This is a genomic window from Kitasatospora sp. NPDC056327 (assembly GCF_042261735.1).
Classification (GTDB): Bacteria; Actinomycetota; Actinomycetes; order Streptomycetales; family Streptomycetaceae; genus Kitasatospora.
In genome coordinates, this window is sequence record NZ_JBHJRC010000157.1 from 1 (window position 1) to 18,730 (window position 18,730).

Below are 18,730 nucleotides of genomic sequence, written 5' to 3' on the forward strand. Positions count from 1 at the left end.
GAACGGGGGGGGGGTGCGGGAGGCCGGTCGGTCCGGCGTCCCGCTCCGCCCCCGGAACTCCCGTGGCGGAACGGCGGCTCAGGAGCCGGCGAGCAGGTCGCGCAGCAGTGTGACGGTGTCCGCGTCCAGGTCGCGGCCGGTGCGCCGGCTGAGCGCGTCGAGCCGGTTGACGGCCCGCAGGAGCTGGTCGCGGGCGCCGGCCGAGGCGTAGGCGTAGAACAGGTCCCGGTGCAGCAGTTCGACGTCCGGGGCGACGGCGAGGCCGCGGAAGACGGCGGCCTCGGCGCTGCGGTGGTCGCCGTACTGGAGGCGGCGGGCGGCGAGTTCGTGGGAGGTGTCGACGATCGCCGCGATCATGTCCTGCCGCTCGGCCTCGGCCCACGCGAACGCGGCGGGCGGGGCCTCCGCGAACGGGGCGCCGCGGACCAGGGCGAGGGCGTGGGCGAGGGCCGCGTCGGCGGTGGCGCTGGTGCTGCGCATGCCGCGCCGGTAGAGGCTGCGGAACTCGTCCCAGTCGCAGGTCACGGCGGGGGCGAAGGTGTAGCCCTCGGCCGTGTCGGTGGCCAGGAGCGGCCGGCCGTCGGGGGCGGTGCCCAGCCAGGCGGAGAGGTCGGCGAGCTTGTCGGACAGCGGGCTGCGGGCGTCGGCGGTGGTGGGGTGCGGGTCGAGGTGGGCCGCTCCGGGGTGCAGGTCGTGGTCGAGGGCGGCGTGGCCGGCACCGGGGCGCAGGGCCAGGTAGGCGGCGAGTTCGGTGAGCCGCAGGACCGCGCCCGGCTCGGCGGTGCCACCGGTGCCGGCGACGTCGACCGGGCCGAGCAGGCGGATCCTGGGGGCGGTGCGGGTGGCGTGCGCCTCCGGGGACCGGAGGATGGCGAGCAGGTCGTCGCTGTCGCTGCGGCCGGGGGTGGTCCGGGCCACCTGGACGGCAGCGGCCGGACCGGGCTCGGGACGGGCGGGGACGCGCGGGGCGGCGGCCGTGGGCGCGGGCACCGGGTCGTGCGTCGGCACCGGCTCGGGCGCCGGGGCGGGCACCGCGGCCGGACCGGCCGGCGGAGCGGCGGCGGGGGCCGCGTCCAGGGCGGCCTCCGGCGGGACCGGACCGGCCGGCGGCTCGGCCCCGGCCGGCGCCGGGGCGGCCACCGGGCTCACCGGACGGACCGGCGTGACGGCACTCGGCAGACCGAGGTTCTGGGTCGTCTCGTCCCCGTCGAAGCCACCGGAACCGGCGGCCCCCGCGGAGCCGCCCGGCCCCTCGGAGCCCGCGGCGCGCCCGGCACCGGCGGCGGCCGGAGCGGCCCCGTCGGCGGCGGGCAGCGGAAGCGGCGCGACCGGGAACGCGGCGGCCGGACCGGTCGGCACCGCTCCGGTGCCGGCCTGTCGGCCGAGCCCGTTGATCAGGTGGCGCGGGGAGGGCAGCGCGGCCGGACCGGCGGCCCCCGGGACAGGCGAGGCCGGGTCGGTGCCGGCGAACGGGCTGGCGCCCGTGCCGATGACCCGGGCCAGCAGCCGCGGTCCGGCCGCCGCCCGGTCGCCGCCGTCCTCGTCGTCCGCGGCATCCGGACCGCCGAGGGCCGCGTCCAGCGCGGCGAGCGAGAAGGCGCCCGAGGGGCCGTCCGCGCCCCCTGCGGCGGCACCCACGCCCGCCAGGACCGGGACGGGCACCGGCAGGTCGGCCGGCTCCAGCTCATCGCCGTCCAGGGTCCAGGCCGGGGCGGGGTGCTGGGTGGTGTCGTCGGCGGTCCGGAGCAGCTCGGTGACCTGCTCGTACTGGCCGGTGGTCAGCCGCTGGAGCTCCAGGGTGACGTGCAGGCCGGGGATGGTGGCCTGGCCGGTGGCCGGGAGGGTCCAGCGGGCGACCGGGCCGGTGCCGCGCTCGGGCGCCCGGGTGACCACGGCGACGCAGGTGCGCGGGCGGGCGTCGAGCAGCCGGCCGAGTTCGGCGGGCACCTCCCCGCCGGGCTGGTGGGCGCAGAGCACGATCTCGGGCACCCAGGACTCGTCGGCCAGGCCCCGGCTCCGGGCGTCCCGGGGGCTGGCGGACTCGGCGGCCACCAGCGTCGCGCGGGCCTTGGCGGTGCGCGGGCCGAGTGCGGTGAGCGCGGCCTCCAGCGTGGTGTGGCGGTGGATCCGCTCGGCGGCGGGGCCGCTGATCGGCACCTCCTCGGCGAGGTCGACCAGGTGCAGGTGGAGGCGGTCGGCGAGCGGGCTGTGGGCGAGCTCCAGCGCGAGGGTGCGCATCACGTCGCGGGCGTCGTCCGGGTGGCCGGAGAGGTGGAGCAGCCGGACGGTCTCCAGGTCGGCGAGGACCACCGAGCCGTCGGCGGCCGAGCCGAGAGTGACCAGCGCCGGGTAGGGGGCGGCGGTCTTGCGGGCCTGGGCCGGCGAGAGCAGGCCGTCCGAGTCGGCGGCGCACCACCAGATGTCGGGCGTGTGGGCGGCGCGGAACGGGGCGATCGGGGCGGCGGCGCCGGAGAGGTGGAGTTCGATGGTGCGGTTGGGGGTGATCCGGGCCGCGACGATGGCGGGCAGCCGCTTGCCGCCGCGCACCGTGTTGCGGGCCATGCTGCGCAGGGCGCGGTCGAGGAGGTCGAGGCCGGCGTCGTCCTGGCGGGCCTTCAGCTCGGCCTCGAAGACGGCGGCGGGGGCCGCGGGCAGCGCGATCCGGTGCCGGGGGCGGCGGGCGCGCAGCTGGCCGCCGCGCTTGCGGGCGACGGCGCCGACCATGATCGCGGCGAGCAGCACCCCGACCGTGGAGGCGGCGAGGGCGACCGTGTAGTCGTCCTCCGTGGCCTGCTCGGCGTGCGCGGCGGGGGCCTGGGCGTCGGCCTGCTGCGGGGTCCCGGCCTGCTGGTTCCCGGCCTGCGGGGCCTGCGCGGGCGCGGACGGCTGGGCGGGCGCGGGCGCGGGGGTCTCGGCGGCGGGGGCCGGGGCGGGCGTCTGCGCTGGCGTCGGGGCCGGGGCGGGAGCGGGTTCCGCGGGCGGCGCGGGCGCCGGCGCAGCCGCGCCCGGAACGCTCAGGACCATCCCCGGCACGACGACGTCCGGGTCGGTGAGCCGCTCGCCGTCGGGCGCCTGGACACCCTTGTTCGCCTCGAACAGCCGCGGCCAGGCCTCGGCGTCACCGAGCGCCCGGGCGGCGATGGCCGACAGGCTGTCGCCGTCCCGCACCGTGACGGTGCCACCGCCCTCCTGGCCGCTCTGCGGCGTCCCGGCCTGGGCGGGCGCGGGCGCCGGAGCGGGGGCGGGCGCGGGGGCCTTGGCCTCGTCGGGCTTGGCGTCGGCCGGCATCAACAGGTTCCAGCCGGGCTGGATCGGCCGGTCCGCGTCGAAGCGGACGCCCGAATCGTCCATCACCCGGCCGTCGTTGAGCTTGGCGATCTCCTGCCACCGCTCACCGGAGCCCAGTTGGCGCTCGGCGATGGTCCAGAGGCTGTCGGCGGGACGGCTGTCCCGCACGGTGTACCCCGCCTGCGGTTCGGCGGTGGGGGCCGCGGCCGGCGCGGCCTGCGCGGCGGGCAGCGCGGCACGGACGCCCGCCGTCACCTGGACCACCGCTGTCGCGGGGTGCTCGGCGGTGGCGGCGAACGCCGAACCGGCCACCGGCACCAGCGCGATCACGGCGCCGACCAGGCCGGCGGCGGCGCGCTGGCTCCAGCCGAAGGCCGGGATCCGCCGGGCCACCCGGCCGCGCAGCTGGGCCGGGATCTCCAGCAGCACGGAGAGCGCGAAGCAGCCCCAGCCGATCCAGCCGACCACCACCAGCAGCCACAGGAACAGCCGGCCGTCGTCGGGACTGGTCAGCAGCGCGCCGAGGCCGTCGGGGGCCAGCTCGCCCATGTCGGCCACCGCCCGGGTGCCGTACAGCAGCAGCGCGGGCAGGCCGACGAGCAGGACGAGCAGGGTGATCAGGGCCGCGAGCGCGGCGAGAACGGCGCCGCCCCGGCCGCGACGGCCGCCGCCGCCCGCCCGGTGCGAGGGCAGCGGCGCCGGCCGTCGGCCGGGCGCGGGAGTGGTGGGCACTCCCCGGGCCGGACGCCCGGCACGGGTCTGGTCCTTGGCGCGTGGCGCGGCCATCAGTCTTTCTCCGCTTCCTTGACTCCGTGGACGAGGGCGGCGCTCCCCTTGCCCATGACCTTCCGCTCCCCGAGTTCGCCCAGCATCACGGGGCGGAACGCGGTCTGAACCCAGATCGTGACGACGGCCCCGTCCGGCGAGATCTCCACCCGGTGGGCGGTCAGGCCGTACAGCTTGAGGTAGCTGTTGGCCGCCTCCTCGACGTACGCCTTGGGCTTCAGCCGGTAGCCGTCGCCCCGCAGCAGGGCGGCCTCGTCGAGCTGCTGGCCGGCCACCCGGGCGGCCTCCTGGGCGTAGCCGTCGACCCGTTCGGCGAGCCGCAGCTTGCCCCCCGCGTCGACGACCAGCGCGATGACCAGCACCACGTAGGCCGCGCAGACCGCGACGAAGACCGACAGCGCGCCCCGGTCGGAACGCCCGCCGAGCGGCCCCCCGAACCGGAGGCGCGAACCCGTGCCGAACCGCGTGCCGAACCGCGTGCCGGCCGCGGCCCCGGGGCGGGACCCGGGCCGCACGGGGAGGTGCCGCACCGCGCGTCCGCGTGCCATGGCGTTCCCTCCCCACCTGGTCCCGCGCCCTCCCCCGGGCGCTCTCCGCTTGCGTCTCCCCCGCCCGGCGGGTCCCCAATCCCCACCCGGCCCGATCGTCCTCACAACCCCGTCACCACCCGGCCCACGAACCGACACCCGCTCGACCCACTCGTGCCTCACCGGCCCCGGTAGCGGTCGACCACCGAGACGAACCGTCCGGTGAGCTTCTTCGACAGCCGCACGTCCGGCCCCCCGACGAGGTCGCCGAGGCCCACCTCGCACCACACCGTCACCTCCACCGTCGTCAGGGTGACTCCGTTGCTGACCAGTTCGCCGAGCCGGGCGTCCGCGTCGCTTCGCCGGCAGTGCACGCCCTGCTGGCGCATCACGTCCTCGGCGGCCTTCTTCGCGGCCGGCTTCATCCCGTCGACGCTGCGCACCAGGGACGCCGTCCGGGCGGCCGAGCGGGCCGCCGCCTCCACCGTCCCCGCGGCGGTCTGCACCCGGCCCGCGGCGACCGCGACCAGGATCAGCGCGACCACCGCCGGCGCGACGATCGCCGCCTCGACGGCGGTGCTGCCGCCGTCCCTCCCGCGGCCCGACCGGACGGCCCGGCGCAGGCCGAACCGGCGCGGCCGACCCGTCCGCCGTGCCGGCCGACCCCGCTCCGCGGCACCGTCGGCGGCCCCGGCCACCACGCCCTCCGGCGACCCGCTCACGGATTCACCACCACCGGCGGGACGAACCGCTCGCGCGGGGCCTCGGCGAACTGGGTGACGGTCGGTGCCGTGACGAACGGGACGATCACCGGTGCCTTCACCTCCACGGTGACCCGGATCAGCACCGGCGAGCTGCCGTCGGTGCTGACCCGGTGGTCCTTGTCGCCCTGCCGGTCGAGGAACTCCCCGGCCTGCCGGCGCGCCGCCTCGTTCTTCTGCTCGTCGCTCCGGTTCCCCTGCACCCGCCCGGCGTCGACGCCCTCGCGGGCAGCGCTCAGCGCCAGTTGGCGGTGGTACCACCAGAGCCCGGTCTGGGCCACGGCGAGCACCAGGATCAGGACGACCGGGAAGACGATGGCCAGGCTCAGGCTCATCGATCCCCGGTCGGAACCGCGGAGACGACGACGGCGGGTCACGGGGTGGCCGCACCCCCGCCGGGGTACGCCGGGTCCTGCTCGACCTTCTTGACGACGTTGTCCTTCAGCTTGACCAGCGCCACCGTCACCAGCCCCGCGATGAACACCAGCGCGATGACGGCGAGCGCGAGTTCGATGCTGATGGCGCCCTTGTCGCCGCGTGCCCTGGCCGCCTTGGCCCGGCCCATCCGGAAGTGGAACAGCAGCAGGGCGAACTGGATCGGCAGCAGCATCGCGCCCGCCAATCGGCCTGCCACGAACTTGAGCTGAGGGGTCATCGGAAGCTCCCAGGGGTGAGGTGTGGTGGCGGAGGTGCTGACCTCCACGAAGGGGGGCGGTTCAGTTGAGCATCTTGTGGAGCGCGGGGAAGATGATCAGGACGGTCATCAGCAGGGTCAGGGCGGAGCCCGGCGCGACCATGCGCTCGCTGTCGGCGTTGGCCCGGGCCAGGTCCTCGGCCAGCAGCTCGCCGCGCAGGCCCTTGGCCCGGGCCCGCAGGGTGTCGTAGACGGCGGCCCCGTCGGTGCCGGAGATCCGCATGATGTCGGCGAGGTCCTGGAGCGGGGTCATCCCCAGTTCCACGGCCAGCGCGTCCAGTCCGGCCCACGGCGGCAACCGGTCGGTGGCCGCCCGGTCGAGTGCGTCGCGGATCCGGCGGAACACCGCCCCGCGGCCGACCGCGGCGGCCCGGCGCAGCGCCTCGGCCGGGCCCAGGTCGGCGGCCCGTTCCATCGCGACCAGTTCCAGGTAGGCGGCGATGCCGTGCAGGTACTCGACCCGCGCCTCCTTGGCCTCGCCGCGCACGATGCCGTCCGGCACGAACCAGAGCAGCCCGGCCAGCAGGGGCCCGACCACCAGGGGCAGCGTGAACGGCAGGTTCAGGTCGAGCAGCAGGGCCGTCACCGCCACGTACGGCGGCAGCACCAGGCCCAGCAGGGCGAACAGCAGCTTGTGCGCCATGAACCGGGCCGGGGTGCGGCCGATCAGGGCGAGTTCCCGCTCGGGGATGCGCACCCCGCGCAGGTGGACGGAGCGCTCGCCGATCCGGTCGAACCAGCGGGGCCGCTCGTCCGGGTCGGGCGTGCGGTCGGCCGGGGCGCGGTGCAGCCGGTCCAGCGCCTGCCCCAGGTCGGGCGGCGCGGGCCGGAGTTCGGCGATCAGCATCGCGACACCGCCGGCCGCCAGGGCGCCCGCCAGCACGGACCAGGGGGAGATCACCGGACCTCCCCGAACAGCCGCGCACCGCCGTCGGCCCCGGCGGCGGGACCCGCGTCGGGCCCGCCCTCCGGTCCGTCCGCCCCGGCACCGGATCCGGTCCCCCGCCGGCGCAACAGCGCCCGCCCGCTGCGGCTGCGCCGGTCCGCCTCCAGCAGCCGGGGCACCGGCGGGTAGGAGGCCAGCGCGCGCATCCAGGCGATCACGCCGACGAACAGCGCGCAGACGACGGCGAGCACGATCTGCCCGAGCACCGAGCCGTACGGGCGGGTGTACTCGGTGTTGAACGAGCCCGCCACCACGACCAGCAGGATGATGCCCACCAGCCAGCGGATGGTGGTGCGGTGCTTGGCCCGGTCGGCCTCGATGGTGCGCCGCTGCCGGACCTCCTCGCGCACCGAGTCGGCCATGTCGGCCAGCGCCCGGGCCAGACCCGGTCCGCTGTCCCCGGCCCGCAGCAGCAGCGCGGCGAGCACCTTGTCGGCCGTCGCGTCGGCCATGCTGTCGGCGAACAGCCGCAGCGCCTCCTCCGGCCGCCAGCGCGCCTGCAGCCGGGCCGCCAGCTCGCCGACCTCGGCCTCGATCGCGGCGGGCGCGGTGCGCCGGCTGGTGACCACGGCCTGGTTGAGGCCGACGCCCAGCAGCAGCACGTCGGCGATCCGCTGGGTCCACTCGGAGAGCGCCTCCAGCCGTTCGATCCGGTCGGTGTCCGAGCGGGTGGCGTCGAACAGCCAGGGCAGGCCGAACACCGCGAGCGGCACCAGCAGCGCGCTCAGCGGGATCCCGGTGAACAGCCAGCCGAGCGGCGCCCCGATCAGCGCCAGCGGCAGCTGGATGCGGCGCAGCCGCACCATCCGGCCCGAGGCGGCGCCGGGCGCGCCGTACCAGAAGACGTGCAGCCGGGAGGCCAGCGGGTTGAGCGGCTCGCGCTCGTCCGCGCCCTCGGCGGCCGGTTCGCTGCCGCGGGCCCAGGCCACCAGGGCGACCAGCCCGGCGGTGACGGCCAGGCCGCAGAGGACGAAGAGCGGCATCATCGGGCGCCACCGCCGATCCGGAGCTGGAGCGGTGCGGCCCAACTGCCGTACCGGGAGCCGAGCAGCGCGGCGTCGAAGCCGGCCCGGCGCAGGTCGTCCAGGCACTGCGGCGGGGTGTGCGGGACGGCGCGCGGCTCACCGAGGTCGGGGCGCGGCCCGAACACGGTGTTCAGCGCGGGCCGGCCGCTCTCGCCGAGCCCCGCCACCTCCAGGACGTGCGAGACGAAGCGGTGCCGACGGCCGCCGACGTGCGTCTCGTCGACCATCGCCACGTGCACGATGAGGTCCACCGCGTTGGCGGTGAGCCGGTAGGCGAGCGCGTCGGTCATGTGCGAGCCGTACTCCAGGCAGAGTTCGGCGATGCGGTCGACGACCATGTGCGGGCCGCGCGCGTGCAGGGTGCACATCGAGCCGCCCTCGCCGTTGGTCATGACGCGCAGCATCGGGACGACCTCGCCGGAGCGGACCTCGCCGACGATGATCCGCGAGAGCGTCATCCGCAGCGCGGCCGGGATGAGGTCGCCGATGCTCAGTTCACCGGCCGAACGTCCGTCCACCCGTTCGCCGTTGCCCTCGCGGGACTCCATCGGGACGACCTGGCGCAGGTGCCCCAGGGTGTGCAGCCAGAGCTCGAACTCGGACTCCAGGGTGCCGATCCGCTCGTCGGGCGGGATCTCGGCGGCCATCGCGCGCAGCAGGCTGGTCTTGCCGACGCCCTGGGTGCCGGTGATCATCACGTTCTTCCGGGCCCGGATGGCCGAGGCCAGGAAGGCGGCGAGGGTGGTGTCCACGGTGCCGAGCCGGACCATCTCGGGCAGCGTCGCCGAGGCCACCCGGTGCCGGCGGATCGCGACGTAGGGGCGCGGGGTGACCTCGGTGAGCGCCTGGAGGCGCATGCCGCCCTCCAGCCGCAGGGCGAGCGTCGGACTGGCGGTGGACAGGCTCCGTTCGCCGCCGCCGTGCTGGCGGGCGAGGTCCTGGAGCAGCTCGACGAGTTCGGCGTCGCTGTCCGCGACCGGCGGGACCTGGCGCAACGGCTGGTGGACCCGGGAGACCCAGACGTCGTCGCAGCCGTTGATCAGGATGTTCTCGATCTCCGGGTCGTCGAGGTACGGCTGGAGGCGGCCGGCCCGGAACAGCAGGTCGAAGACGGCCTCGGCGAGCGCGCGGTCCTGGTCCCGGGTCGGCGGGATGCCGTGGGTCTGCGCGTAGGCGTCGGACCAGCGGGCGACGGCCTCCTCGATCAGCGCCCGGCCGCGCTGGCGGCGGGTGGCGCGGTCCGGCTCGGCGCCGGACCCGGCGGTCAGCCGGGTGATCTGCTGGTGCAGTTCGGCGGCGACCTGGCGCTTCAGTTCACGGGCGACCTGCGGGTCGACGGCCGGGAGGGGGCCGGCGCCGCGCGCGTCGAGCGAGGGCAGCTGGGAGGGGACGGCGGTGGGGCCGACGGGGCCCGGCCCGGCCGCCCGGGGCGCGGCGACGGCCGTGGTGGCCGGCGCCTGGGCGGCCCCGGCCTGCGGGTGGTCGGCCGGGACGACCCGGCCGGGTGTCACCGGACCGACCGGACCGGGCAGCGGCGTCGTCCAGGGCAGCGCGGCCGGGTCGGTCGCGGGCTGCTGGTGCAGCGGGCTACCGCGCACGGAGCACCTCCCCGTCGACGGGCTGGTCCCGGACCACGGGGCCGGGGCCGGACGGCCGGGGCTCCTGGTACGGCTGGGCGTTGGGGTACGGCTGGGGCCCCGGGTGCGGCTGCGCGTCCCGGGGGCCGGGGGTGGTCGGGGTGTCCGGCCGACCAGCGGTGTTCGGGGCGGCCGGGGTGCCCGGGTACGGCTGGGCGGCCGGGTGGGCCTGGGCGCCGCCCGGGTACTGGCCGTTAGGGAACTGGCCGTTCGGGAACTGCGCGTCCAGGTACTGGGCTCCCGGATGCCGGGCGTTCGGGTACTGGGTGCCCGGGTGGGGCTGCGTTCCCGGATGGGCCTGGGCGTTCGGGTGGGCCTGCGCGTTCGGGAACGGCTGGGGGTCGGTGCCGTCCGCGCCCGGCTGCCCCGGCGTCCGGTCCGGCGCCCGGTGGGGCCCACCGCCGTGCCCGGGGAACGGCACCGGCGCGGCCGGCTGCGGCGCCAGGCCGGCGAGCGGCGCCACCGGCCCGGTGGTGATCACCGGCGCCACCGGCCCGTACGGCTGCTGGTACGACGGCGCGGGCTGCCCCTGCCCCTGCGGCCCGCCACGGCCGGGCTGCTGGGCGGCGGCCGGCGCGGAGGTCCCGTACGCGTACCCGCCGCCGTCGGGCTGCGGTCCGGCCGGAGCGACCGGCCCCGGCACCGGCCCCGGCACCGGGGCGGGCACGGGGGTGGCCGCGGCGGTGGCCGCCGGGCCCGCCGCGAGCTGCGCGGGCTGCTGCGCCGGGGCGGCCCCGGGTGCCAGCCGCTGCCGCCGCCGGCGGATCGCCGCCTGGAGCTCGTCCGCCGCCGAACGCGCCGTACGCATCAGCTCCGACCGGATGAACCGCCGGTCGGTGACGTCCCCGCCGTCCGACAGCACCCTGGCGGTGCGCTGCGCGTGCGGCAGCGTCCCGAGCACCGGCAGCCCGAACTCGCGGGACACCTCCGCGCCCGAGTAGGGCCCCTCGGTGATCAGCAGCAGCCCCAGCGCGTCCGAGCCGGTGCCGGCCGTGCCGAGGTCCTCGGCGAGCGCGGTCAGCCGGGGCCGCACCGCGCTCAGCCCCCGCAGCGTGGTGCGCACGGTGGCGGCCACCACGTCGGCCCGGCGGGCCAGCACCGCGCTGGTTCCGGTCGCACCGGAGCGGCCGAGGTCGAGGATGACGTCGTAGCCCTGCGGTTCCAGCCCGTGCAGCACCTCCATCAGCGGCTCCCAGGTGTAGGCGAGGCCGGGTGCCTGGGTGGGGTCGGTGAGGCCGGGCAGCAGGAGACGCTCGGCGTTGCCCTCCGGCGAGATGTCGATCAGCTGCTCCCAGAGGGCCTGGGCGAGCAGGCCACGCCGGTCCGCGACGGCGAGGTTGCGCAGTCCGTAGACGGCCTCGACCCGGCCCTCCAGCGCTCCGGCCAGGACGGCTCCGCCGTCCGGGTCGCACTCGACGAGCAGGATCCGGCGGCCGGGCTGCAACGGCCAGGCCAGCAGCAGCGCCAGCGCCGTCGTGGTCGCGCCGGGCGCCCCCGGGGCGCCGACCACCGCGATGACGGCCATGTCAGTTCCCACCCGCCGGGACCGGGGCGCCCGGTGTCGAGGGCTTGGGGGCGGCGGGTGCGCCGGACGCGGCGGCCGGGGCGGACGCGGCGACCGGGGCCCCGGTGGCGGGCGCGCCCGTGGCCGGCGCACCCGGCGCGGAGGCGCCCGGCGCGGGCGTGCCGGCGGCCGAGCGCGGTGCCAGCACGACCTGGATCCGCCCGCTGGCGACCCAGGCGGCGAGGCGCCCGGCCTCCGCCTGGTCGACGACCGCGTCGAACACCTGGCTGCCGTCGGTGTCCACCCGCCCGACCGTGTACACGGTGGCGGAGAGCGTCTCCGCGCGCGACCCGTCCGGGGTGTAGACGACGATCACCGGCTGGCCCGGCTGGAGCCGGGTCGCGGGCAGCTGGGTGCGCCGGGCCGAGACGCCGACCAGCAGCTGACCCGGGTTCAGGACGAGCGACTGCGCGAGGTCGGACTTGGTGAGCAGCCCGCCCCGGTGGAGGTCGGTGGTGGCCCGCATGCCGATCGCCCTGGCCCGGTCGGCGGCGTCCAGCGGCCTGAGCGCCGGGTCGCCGGCGATCCGGACGACCACCAGGTCGGCGTCGGTGATGGTCTGGCCCCACGTCACGTCACGGGCCAGCGCCAGCACCGCGACCCGCTGGCCGGTGCTGTTGTAGAGCACGGCGCCGCCCAGCCCGCCCGCGGCTATCAGGGCCACCGCCATCGCCAGCACGGCGGGGCGCCGGCGCCGCGCGCCGAGCGTCCGCCCGGGCGTGCGGGGAGCGCCGCGCCCCTGCTCCGGCACGGCCACGGGGGCGGCCGTGGTGCTGCTCGCGGTCGCCGTGGCGGTCCTGCCGGGGCCGGGCGTGGCAACTGTACGGTTCTCCACCGGGCTTCGGCCTTCCTCGCGTCGTTCGTCGGGGGTGTGGTGCCTGCTGCGGGGGCAGGTCGGGCTAGTTGAGGACCTGGACCTCGGCGACCCGGAAGTCGGTGTCCGCGGCGACCCGGATCTCGATCGGATCGACCCTCGTGCCGTCGGACACCGTCACGTCGTTCATCCAGACGACCTCGACGTGGCCGGAGAAGAGTCCGTTCTTCCGGGTGCCGGAGCCGGTCCTGAAGACGTGGCCGCAGGTGGGCGACGCGCCGGTCCCGTACTTGGGGTCGTACGGCGTACCGGTCGCGGCCGCGCCCTTGCAGGTCACGGTGGTCCCGTCGCCGAAGTCCCACTTCACCGAGGCCACCCGGGGCGTGACCGTCACCGTGAGGCTGCCCTCGGTGAGCGGATGCGTGGCCGGCGCCTTCGGATCGGCCAGCCAGAGCCAGACGTTGCCGCCCACCACCGGGTCCTTCTCGGGGGCGACGCCGAGCTTCGGCGGCACGAAGCGCAGTTCGTCCTTGACGTACCGGTTGGCCCGGCCCTTCGGGTCCGGCGGCGGGGGCACGGGCGCCTGGGAGAGGAACCTCGCCGCGGGCGCGCCGATGCCGCCCCCGGCGAAGCGGCAGGTCACGTTGTAGACCGCGCCCTCCTCGGGCCGGTGGCCCTCCCAGCGCGGGTCCCCGGCCGCGGGCTGCGGGCTGAGGGCCCGGTAGTAGCAGCCGTCGGCGGCGCTGAACCAGCCCAGTTCGGGGTCGCTGCAGGCGAAGGTCTGCTCGTTCCAGGTGCAGAGCTGCGGCCCCGAGGTGCCGCCGCCGGTGCCTCCCCCGCCCCCGCCCGCCGGGGGCTTCGGCGTGCTCCCGGTCTGGCCCGCCCCCGTGCAGATGACGGTGATCTCGCAGTGGGTGGCGCCGCCCGTGGGAGCCGGGTCCGCCGCCACCGCGCTGCCCGCCGCCACCGCACCGCCCGCCGGCGCCACGAGCAATCCGGCGAACAACGGCGCGCCGATCGCCAACCGTGTCAACGACTTCAGCATGTTCGTCCCACCTCCCGCTTGAACTCGTGTACCAGCCAACGCGTCTGGAACTGTCGCAGGGAAACGGTCGCCACGTACCGGGTGAACCGGTCGGGCGGGTCCTTGACCACGCGCGTGTCGGCGTCCGCCTGGTGCCACCCGGACACGTCCAGGCAGTCCTCGATGACGGCGGTGTCCGGATCGGCGGCGAGGTCGACGGACCTCACCACCGCGGAGGGCCGTGGTTCGCCCGTCATCACCAGTTTCGCCTCGTGCAGCTGACGGAGATTGACCAGTGCTTCGGTCAGCGCCTGCCCGGAGGCGAAGGTGTCGAACCGGGATCCGTCCGAATCGGCTCTCCCGAATTCCTCCGCCTGGACCCGCCACCACTCCTGATAGGTGCTCAGGGCCGCACGGGCGGCCGATCCCTCGCGGCCGTCCGTCGGCGCGTTCCCGACGTTTGCGGAACCACCCGAAGGAGCGACCGGGGTCACACCCGCAACCGTCGGCGCGTTCGTCCCCAGCCGATCGGTGGAACCACCGGTCCCGCCGCTCGCGCAGCCGCTCAGCAGCAACGCCAGAACCAGCCCTCCGACCCCAACCGCCCCAGGGCGCAACACAATTCCGCGCTGCCGCATCGCCCCACCTCGTCGCAGCCGACCCCGTGTGTGGTCCGGGGCCGCCAGAAGAATCCCGCAGTCCCGCTGGTGTTGTCCTGCGGGCATCGATTCTTCGCCAAACCGAGCCTTCACGGCAACACCTGGGGCCTCCTGACCTTACGCGGAAGGAGGATCCGTCGGGGCACTTTCCCGCCACAGAAGGGCCAACAGTTCCTCGGAAAGCGACAATCCGGCCAATGCACCCCGAACCGCGGCCCGATTGCGCATCAACAGGCGTCCGCCCTCGGGCGGTACGAGCAGGCGCACCCCCGGCGTGTCCGGCCGGTTCGGGGGCGCACCGGCCCCCCCGGCCTCGTGCGCGGCGCCGCCGTCGAGCAGGGCCTCGACGGCCGGCTGCAGATCGTGCGGCCCGACGGCGGCGGGCGCCCCGGGAACCCCCTCGCGGAGCACGGTGGTGAGCGCCCGGCCGAACGAGCCCTGACCGCCCGGCAGGACGGCGTCCCGGCCGCGCCGGCCCGGGGTGTAGCGGCCGCCGGGCGCGTACCGGCCGATCCGGCCCCAGAGCGGGACCCGCGAGTAGCTGAGCAGTTCGCCCGCGCCGTCCTCGCCGCCACCGTGCTCCAGCGCCGCCCAGGTGTCCTTGTCGGCCACCGCGTCCACCAGCAGCAGCGCCTCCTCCTGGTCGCCGTGGACCATCGCGCTGACCACCCAGTCCCAGGCCAGCCCGCGCCGGTAGGCGTTGTCGGGGGTGGAGCCCGCGGTCACCAGGGCGAGCCGGCGCCCGCGCGGGTCGGCCACCAACTGGCCCACCAGACAGACCAGCAGCCAGCGGCCCGGCCGGGCGGCCGCCTCCCGGACGGCGGTGAGCATGGTGTTGGCGTCCGCGCCCGGGTCCACCACGGTCACCCGGCTGCCGGCCGCGCCCGCGTCGAAGCACATGCCGGGCAGCACCTCGGCCAGCAGCCGGGCCCCCTCGGCCGCCTGCGCGGTGCCGCCGAACGCGCGGTCCGGTCCGCCCTCCGCCCCGATGACCACCAGATCGATTCCGCTTGCCACCCGCACCGCCCCCTCCTGCCCGGCCCCGGCCTCCCGGGACCGCCGAACCGTTTTGCCGTGTGCTCCGGCCCTGCCGTGCGCCGCCCGTCGTCCCCGGCGGCACCGTTCACCCGCCCGGCCCTCCCCGTGCGCCCGCGGGTGGACGGGTGCCCGTCCGCCGCGGCACACCCGGGCTGCCCCGGTGCCACCGCCGGGCAGGCTACCGCCCCGCACCGTCGGCGCCGGGACCCGCGGTGCCCCTGTGGCACCGAATCCCCCGCCCGGCCCCGTCGGCCGCCCCTCGGACCGCGGGCCGGCGGGACCGCGCCGGAGGTCCCGGCCGCCCGCACCGGCACGGGCGCAAGTCCCTGACGCTCAGGGACCATGGACCCTGTCGGCGCGCGTCCGGCGGGGGGACCATCGGACCCATGGACCGTGACGACCTGGAGGACCTCGGCGCGGACGCGTGCCTGCGACTGCTCAGCACCGTGCCCGTCGGACGCGTGGTGTACACCGAGCACGCGCTCCCGGCCGTGCTGCCGGTCTCCTTCGAGGTCACGCCGGACGGGCGCCTGCTGCTCGCCGTGCGCCGGGGCAGTGCGACCGCGCGCGGCCTGGACGGCACCGTCGTCGCCTTCCAGGCCGACCAGGTGGATCCGGTCACCCGGACCGGCTGGAGCGTGCTGGTGCACGGCCGGGCGGACATCCTGCGCGACCCCGAGCAGGTCGGCCGGGCGCTGCGCTCGGGGCTGCGGCCCTGGGTCGGCGACGTCGAGCCGATGTTCGTCGCGCTGGTGCCCGAACTGATCAGTGGCCGCCGGCTGACCGCGGCCGGACGCCCGGTCCCGCACGCCTGAGAACGCCCGGGCCCGGAACACCGGGGCGTCTCGTCCCGCGGCCCCGGCGCGGCCCCGTGCCCGCGCGGCCGGGACCGTTCACCGGCTCCCCTGACAAGTGACCGGCGAGTAGGCATACTCTGCGGAGTTCGCACCGCTTACGTCCCAGGAGCGCCCAGTGACGACCTTCGCCTCCCTCGCCGAACTGACCGCCGCCGTCGGCACCGAGCTGGGCACCAGCCGGTGGCACACCGTCGACCAGGCCCGGATCGACCTGTTCGCCGAGGCCACCGGCGACCACCAGTGGATCCACGTCGACCCGGAGCGGGCGAAGGAGAGCGGGTTCGGCTCGACCATCGCGCACGGCTACCTCACGATGTCGATGATCCCGGTGCTCGCCAAGGAGTGCTACGGCGTCGAGGGCGTGCGGATGGCGCTCAACTACGGCTCGGAGAAGGTCCGCTTCCCCGCGCCGGTGCCGGTCGGGACGGCGCTCCGGGCGACGGCCGAGCTGGTCTCGGCCACCGAGGTGCAGGGCGGCGTGCAGGCCGTGGTCCGGTTCACCATCACCAGTGCGGAGAGCGCCAAGCCGCACTGCGTCGCCGAGACGATCACCCGTTTCTACGCCTGACCGCGCGGGAAGGCCCCTGGTCGGCGGACGGCGCCCGCCGCTCGCCGGGTCCGGAGGGCCGACCACGAGTAACCTCCGACGAGATGGCTGTCGTACCGGCCCGGCGTCCCGCCCGGCGGTGCGCGCCCCGGCATGCCAGGTATCCGTAGCCGTCCTTGGAGGTGCCGTGCCCCGCCCAGCCGCCCCCTGGTACTCCCGCGTCCTCGGCCTGTCCCCGGCCCTCGGCACCGCTCCCGGCCCGGCCGGGCCGGTCGGGCTGGCCGACCTGGCCGGCCTGCCGCGGGCCGCGTGGCACCGGGTCCGGACGGACGCCTTCGGTGCCGAGCCGCGCGGCGAGCGCCTGGCCCGGATCCGCCGTTCGCCGCAGTTCGCCGACGGCGCCTTCCGCAACCCGGTGCCGACCCGGCGGCTGGTCTACGAACGCAGCCCGCTGGAGATCACCCGTGCGCAGCTGGCGGCCGACCGCGCCCGGCGGGTGCCGGCCGCGGCCGTCCCGCTGCACCGGCTGCTCCCGGCCGACCTCGCCGGGCAGCCCGCCTCCGGCCTGCGGCTCACCTGGCTCGGCCACGCCACCGTGCTGGCCGAGATCGACGGCCGCCGGGTGCTGTTCGACCCGGTCTGGGGCGAGCGCTGTTCCCCGTTCTCCTGGACCGGCCCCAAACGGCTCCACCCGGTGCCGCTGCCGCTCGGCGAGCTGGGCCCGGTCGACGTCGTCGTCGTCTCCCACGACCACTACGACCACCTCGACATGGGCACCGTCCGGGCGCTGATCGGCAGCGGCGCGGTGTTCGCCGTCCCGCTCGGCGTCGGGGCGCACCTGGAGCACTGGGGGGTGCCGGCCGACCGGATCACCGAACTCGACTGGTGGGAGTCGGCCGAGGTGGCCGGTCTGACCCTGACGGCCACGCCCGCCCGGCACTACTGCAGCCGGGGCCCGCGCACCAGCCCGCTCTTCCTCTGGGCGTCCTGGGTGGTGGCCGGGGGCGGCCGCACGGTCTTCCACAGCGGCGACACCGGCTACTTCCCCGGCTTCGAGGAGATCGGCCGCCGGCTCGGCCCGTTCGACGCGACGATGATGCAGGTCGGCGCCTACAGCGACTTCTGGCCCGAGGTCCACATGACGCCCGAGGAGGGCGTCCGGGCGCACCTCGACCTCGGCGGCGAGCTGCTGCTGCCGATCCACTGGTGCACCTTCAACCTCGCCCCGCACCCGTGGGAGGAGCCCGCCGAACGCGTGGTCGCCGCCGCCCAGGCCCAGGGCGCGCGGGTGGCGGTGCCCCGGCCCGGCAAACCCTTCGAGCCGGCCGAACCGCCCGCCCTGCGGCGCTGGTGGCGCGCGGTGGCGGCGCCGGCCCCGGGCGGCACGCCGCTCCTGCCGGACGGCCCGCCGGCCGCCGGAGCCCCCGGGGGGACCAGGCACCGGGCCACGGCCGGCGACGACGGCGTACCGGTCTGAGGCCCACCTCCGCGGCGTCAGCCGACCGCCTTCTCCCCGCTCGCGCGGCGGCGGATCCTCCGCCAGGCGACCTGCTGGACCAGCAGGGTCAGGACCCCCGCCACCGCGATCCCCGCCAGGTTCAGCAGCAGTTGCAGACTGGACCCCCAGAACTGCCGGAAGTCCCCGTACCCGAGCGCGACCGCCGCGTTGGCGGCGGCCGGCACGGTGGTCACCGAAATCGCCACGCCGACCAGCATCCCGGCCTTGGCCGAGGTCAGCGACAGCAGTCCGGCGACGCCCGCGAGGAAGGCCACCACGAACGAGGTGGCGTCCGGCTGCCAGATGAACGAGGTGTTGGGCCGCGCGGCCTCGAAGCGCTCGTGGCTGAACAGGCCGAACCCGTCCATCAGCAGGGAGAACAGCACGGTCAGCGCCATCGCCACCGCGAAACCGGCCACCAGCGCGTTCAGCGAGCGCAGTGCCGGGCGGGCCCGCCGCTGCACCAGGGCGACACAGAGTCCCGCGAGCGGCCCGAACTCCGGCCCCACCGCCATCGCCCCGACCACCAGGATCGCGCTGTCCAGCACCGCGCCGCAGGCCGCCAGCATCATGGCCACCGCCAGGAAGGCGAGGTAGACGCCGGTGAGGGTGGACTCCTCGTGGGTGATCTCGGAGACCGCCTCCCACACCAGCGCGTCCGCGCCCTCACCGGGGGCCAGCCGTTCGGCCTCCTCGGCCGCGGCCGACAGCGCCAGTTCGACCTCCTGGACGTCGATCGCGCCGCGCTCGGTGAGTCCGGTGCCGCGCAGACCGGCCAGGAGTTCGTCCGCCGACTCGCGCGCCACGTCACAGAGCACGACGTCGCCGGCGGGCCGGACCGCGGCGCCGGGCAGCAGCACCACGTGGGTCGCACCGACGCAGTCGTCCAGACAGGTGAGGACGGGGTCGCGCAGGTCGGCGGGGACGATGAGACGCAGGTGCAGCACAGGTGCTCCGGGCGGGCGCGGCGGGCGGAGGTCCCGCTCACCCTAAGGGCGCCCGCGGGACGGTTCGCGCCGGGGAGGCGACTGCGCCCGTGCGCCCGCGCCCGGGTCGTCCGGGGCG

General features: G+C 76.7%; 17 protein-coding genes. 3 read left to right on the top strand and 14 right to left on the bottom strand.

What is annotated here, in order from left to right; genetic code table 11:
• Positions 1–78 precede the first annotated feature (78 nt).
• The 13 genes from ACFCX4_RS22130 to ACFCX4_RS22190 all read right to left on the bottom strand — a co-directional run bounded on the left by ACFCX4_RS22130 (position 79) and on the right by ACFCX4_RS22190 (position 14,742).
• Complete coding sequence (locus ACFCX4_RS22130) at positions 79–4,074, bottom strand: LysM peptidoglycan-binding domain-containing protein (protein WP_376144985.1); 3,996 nt, start codon at positions 4,072–4,074, stop codon at positions 79–81.
• Positions 4,074–4,622 (bottom strand): hypothetical protein, encoded by a 549-nt coding sequence (locus ACFCX4_RS22135; protein WP_376144987.1) that lies wholly within the window; start codon positions 4,620–4,622, stop codon positions 4,074–4,076. The genes ACFCX4_RS22130 and ACFCX4_RS22135 overlap by 1 nt, the downstream gene beginning before the upstream one ends.
• 158 nt (positions 4,623–4,780) lie before the next feature.
• Positions 4,781–5,323: a TadE/TadG family type IV pilus assembly protein gene (locus ACFCX4_RS22140; protein WP_376144989.1), complete on the bottom strand. Its 543-nt coding sequence runs from the start codon at positions 5,321–5,323 to the stop codon at positions 4,781–4,783.
• Entirely contained in the window at positions 5,320–5,697 is a 378-nt protein-coding gene (locus tag ACFCX4_RS22145) for a TadE/TadG family type IV pilus assembly protein (protein WP_376144991.1), read from the bottom strand. Before ACFCX4_RS22145 ends, ACFCX4_RS22140 begins: the two co-directional genes overlap by 4 nt.
• Positions 5,698–5,735: 38 nt before the next feature.
• Complete coding sequence (locus ACFCX4_RS22150) at positions 5,736–6,017, bottom strand: hypothetical protein (RefSeq protein WP_376144993.1); 282 nt, start codon at positions 6,015–6,017, stop codon at positions 5,736–5,738.
• A gap of 61 nt (positions 6,018–6,078) precedes the next feature.
• Entirely contained in the window at positions 6,079–6,957 is an 879-nt protein-coding gene (locus tag ACFCX4_RS22155; protein WP_376144995.1) for a hypothetical protein, read from the bottom strand.
• Positions 6,954–7,988 (bottom strand): type II secretion system F family protein, encoded by a 1,035-nt coding sequence (locus tag ACFCX4_RS22160; RefSeq protein ID WP_376144997.1) that lies wholly within the window; start codon positions 7,986–7,988, stop codon positions 6,954–6,956. Before ACFCX4_RS22160 ends, ACFCX4_RS22155 begins: the two co-directional genes overlap by 4 nt.
• Positions 7,985–9,625 carry a CpaF family protein gene (locus ACFCX4_RS22165; protein ID WP_376144998.1) on the bottom strand — a complete coding sequence of 547 codons (1,641 nt, stop codon included), beginning with the start codon at positions 9,623–9,625 and terminating at the stop codon, positions 7,985–7,987. Before ACFCX4_RS22165 ends, ACFCX4_RS22160 begins: the two co-directional genes overlap by 4 nt.
• Positions 9,615–11,189 carry a hypothetical protein gene (locus tag ACFCX4_RS22170; RefSeq protein WP_376145000.1) on the bottom strand — a complete coding sequence of 525 codons (1,575 nt, stop codon included), beginning with the start codon at positions 11,187–11,189 and terminating at the stop codon, positions 9,615–9,617. The genes ACFCX4_RS22165 and ACFCX4_RS22170 overlap by 11 nt, the downstream gene beginning before the upstream one ends.
• A 1-nt stretch (position 11,190) precedes the next feature.
• Entirely contained in the window at positions 11,191–12,063 is an 873-nt protein-coding gene (locus ACFCX4_RS22175; protein WP_376145002.1) for an SAF domain-containing protein, read from the bottom strand.
• 64 nt (positions 12,064–12,127) lie between these two features.
• Positions 12,128–13,087 (bottom strand): hypothetical protein, encoded by a 960-nt coding sequence (locus ACFCX4_RS22180; protein ID WP_376145004.1) that lies wholly within the window; start codon positions 13,085–13,087, stop codon positions 12,128–12,130.
• On the bottom strand, positions 13,081–13,704 hold the full coding sequence (locus ACFCX4_RS22185) for a hypothetical protein (protein WP_376145006.1): 624 nt from the start codon (positions 13,702–13,704) through the stop codon (positions 13,081–13,083). Before ACFCX4_RS22185 ends, ACFCX4_RS22180 begins: the two co-directional genes overlap by 7 nt.
• A 138-nt stretch (positions 13,705–13,842) precedes the next feature.
• Complete coding sequence (locus ACFCX4_RS22190; protein ID WP_376145008.1) at positions 13,843–14,742, bottom strand: hypothetical protein; 900 nt, start codon at positions 14,740–14,742, stop codon at positions 13,843–13,845.
• Between the two features lie 407 nt (positions 14,743–15,149).
• Between ACFCX4_RS22190 and ACFCX4_RS22195 the strand changes: the two genes are divergently transcribed.
• From ACFCX4_RS22195 to ACFCX4_RS22205, 3 genes are all read left to right on the top strand, one after another.
• Positions 15,150–15,578: a pyridoxamine 5'-phosphate oxidase family protein gene (locus tag ACFCX4_RS22195; protein ID WP_376145010.1), complete on the top strand. Its 429-nt coding sequence runs from the start codon at positions 15,150–15,152 to the stop codon at positions 15,576–15,578.
• Positions 15,579–15,735: 157 nt separating this feature from the next.
• On the top strand, positions 15,736–16,188 hold the full coding sequence (locus tag ACFCX4_RS22200; RefSeq protein ID WP_376145012.1) for a MaoC family dehydratase: 453 nt from the start codon (positions 15,736–15,738) through the stop codon (positions 16,186–16,188).
• 166 nt (positions 16,189–16,354) lie between these two features.
• On the top strand, positions 16,355–17,644 hold the full coding sequence (locus ACFCX4_RS22205) for an MBL fold metallo-hydrolase (RefSeq protein WP_376145014.1): 1,290 nt from the start codon (positions 16,355–16,357) through the stop codon (positions 17,642–17,644).
• Between the two features lie 17 nt (positions 17,645–17,661).
• Here ACFCX4_RS22205 and ACFCX4_RS22210 read toward each other — a convergent pair whose 3' ends face one another.
• Positions 17,662–18,612, bottom strand: a complete 951-nt coding sequence (locus ACFCX4_RS22210; protein WP_376145015.1) for a DUF389 domain-containing protein — start codon at positions 18,610–18,612, stop codon at positions 17,662–17,664.
• Positions 18,613–18,730: the final 118 nt, after the last annotated feature.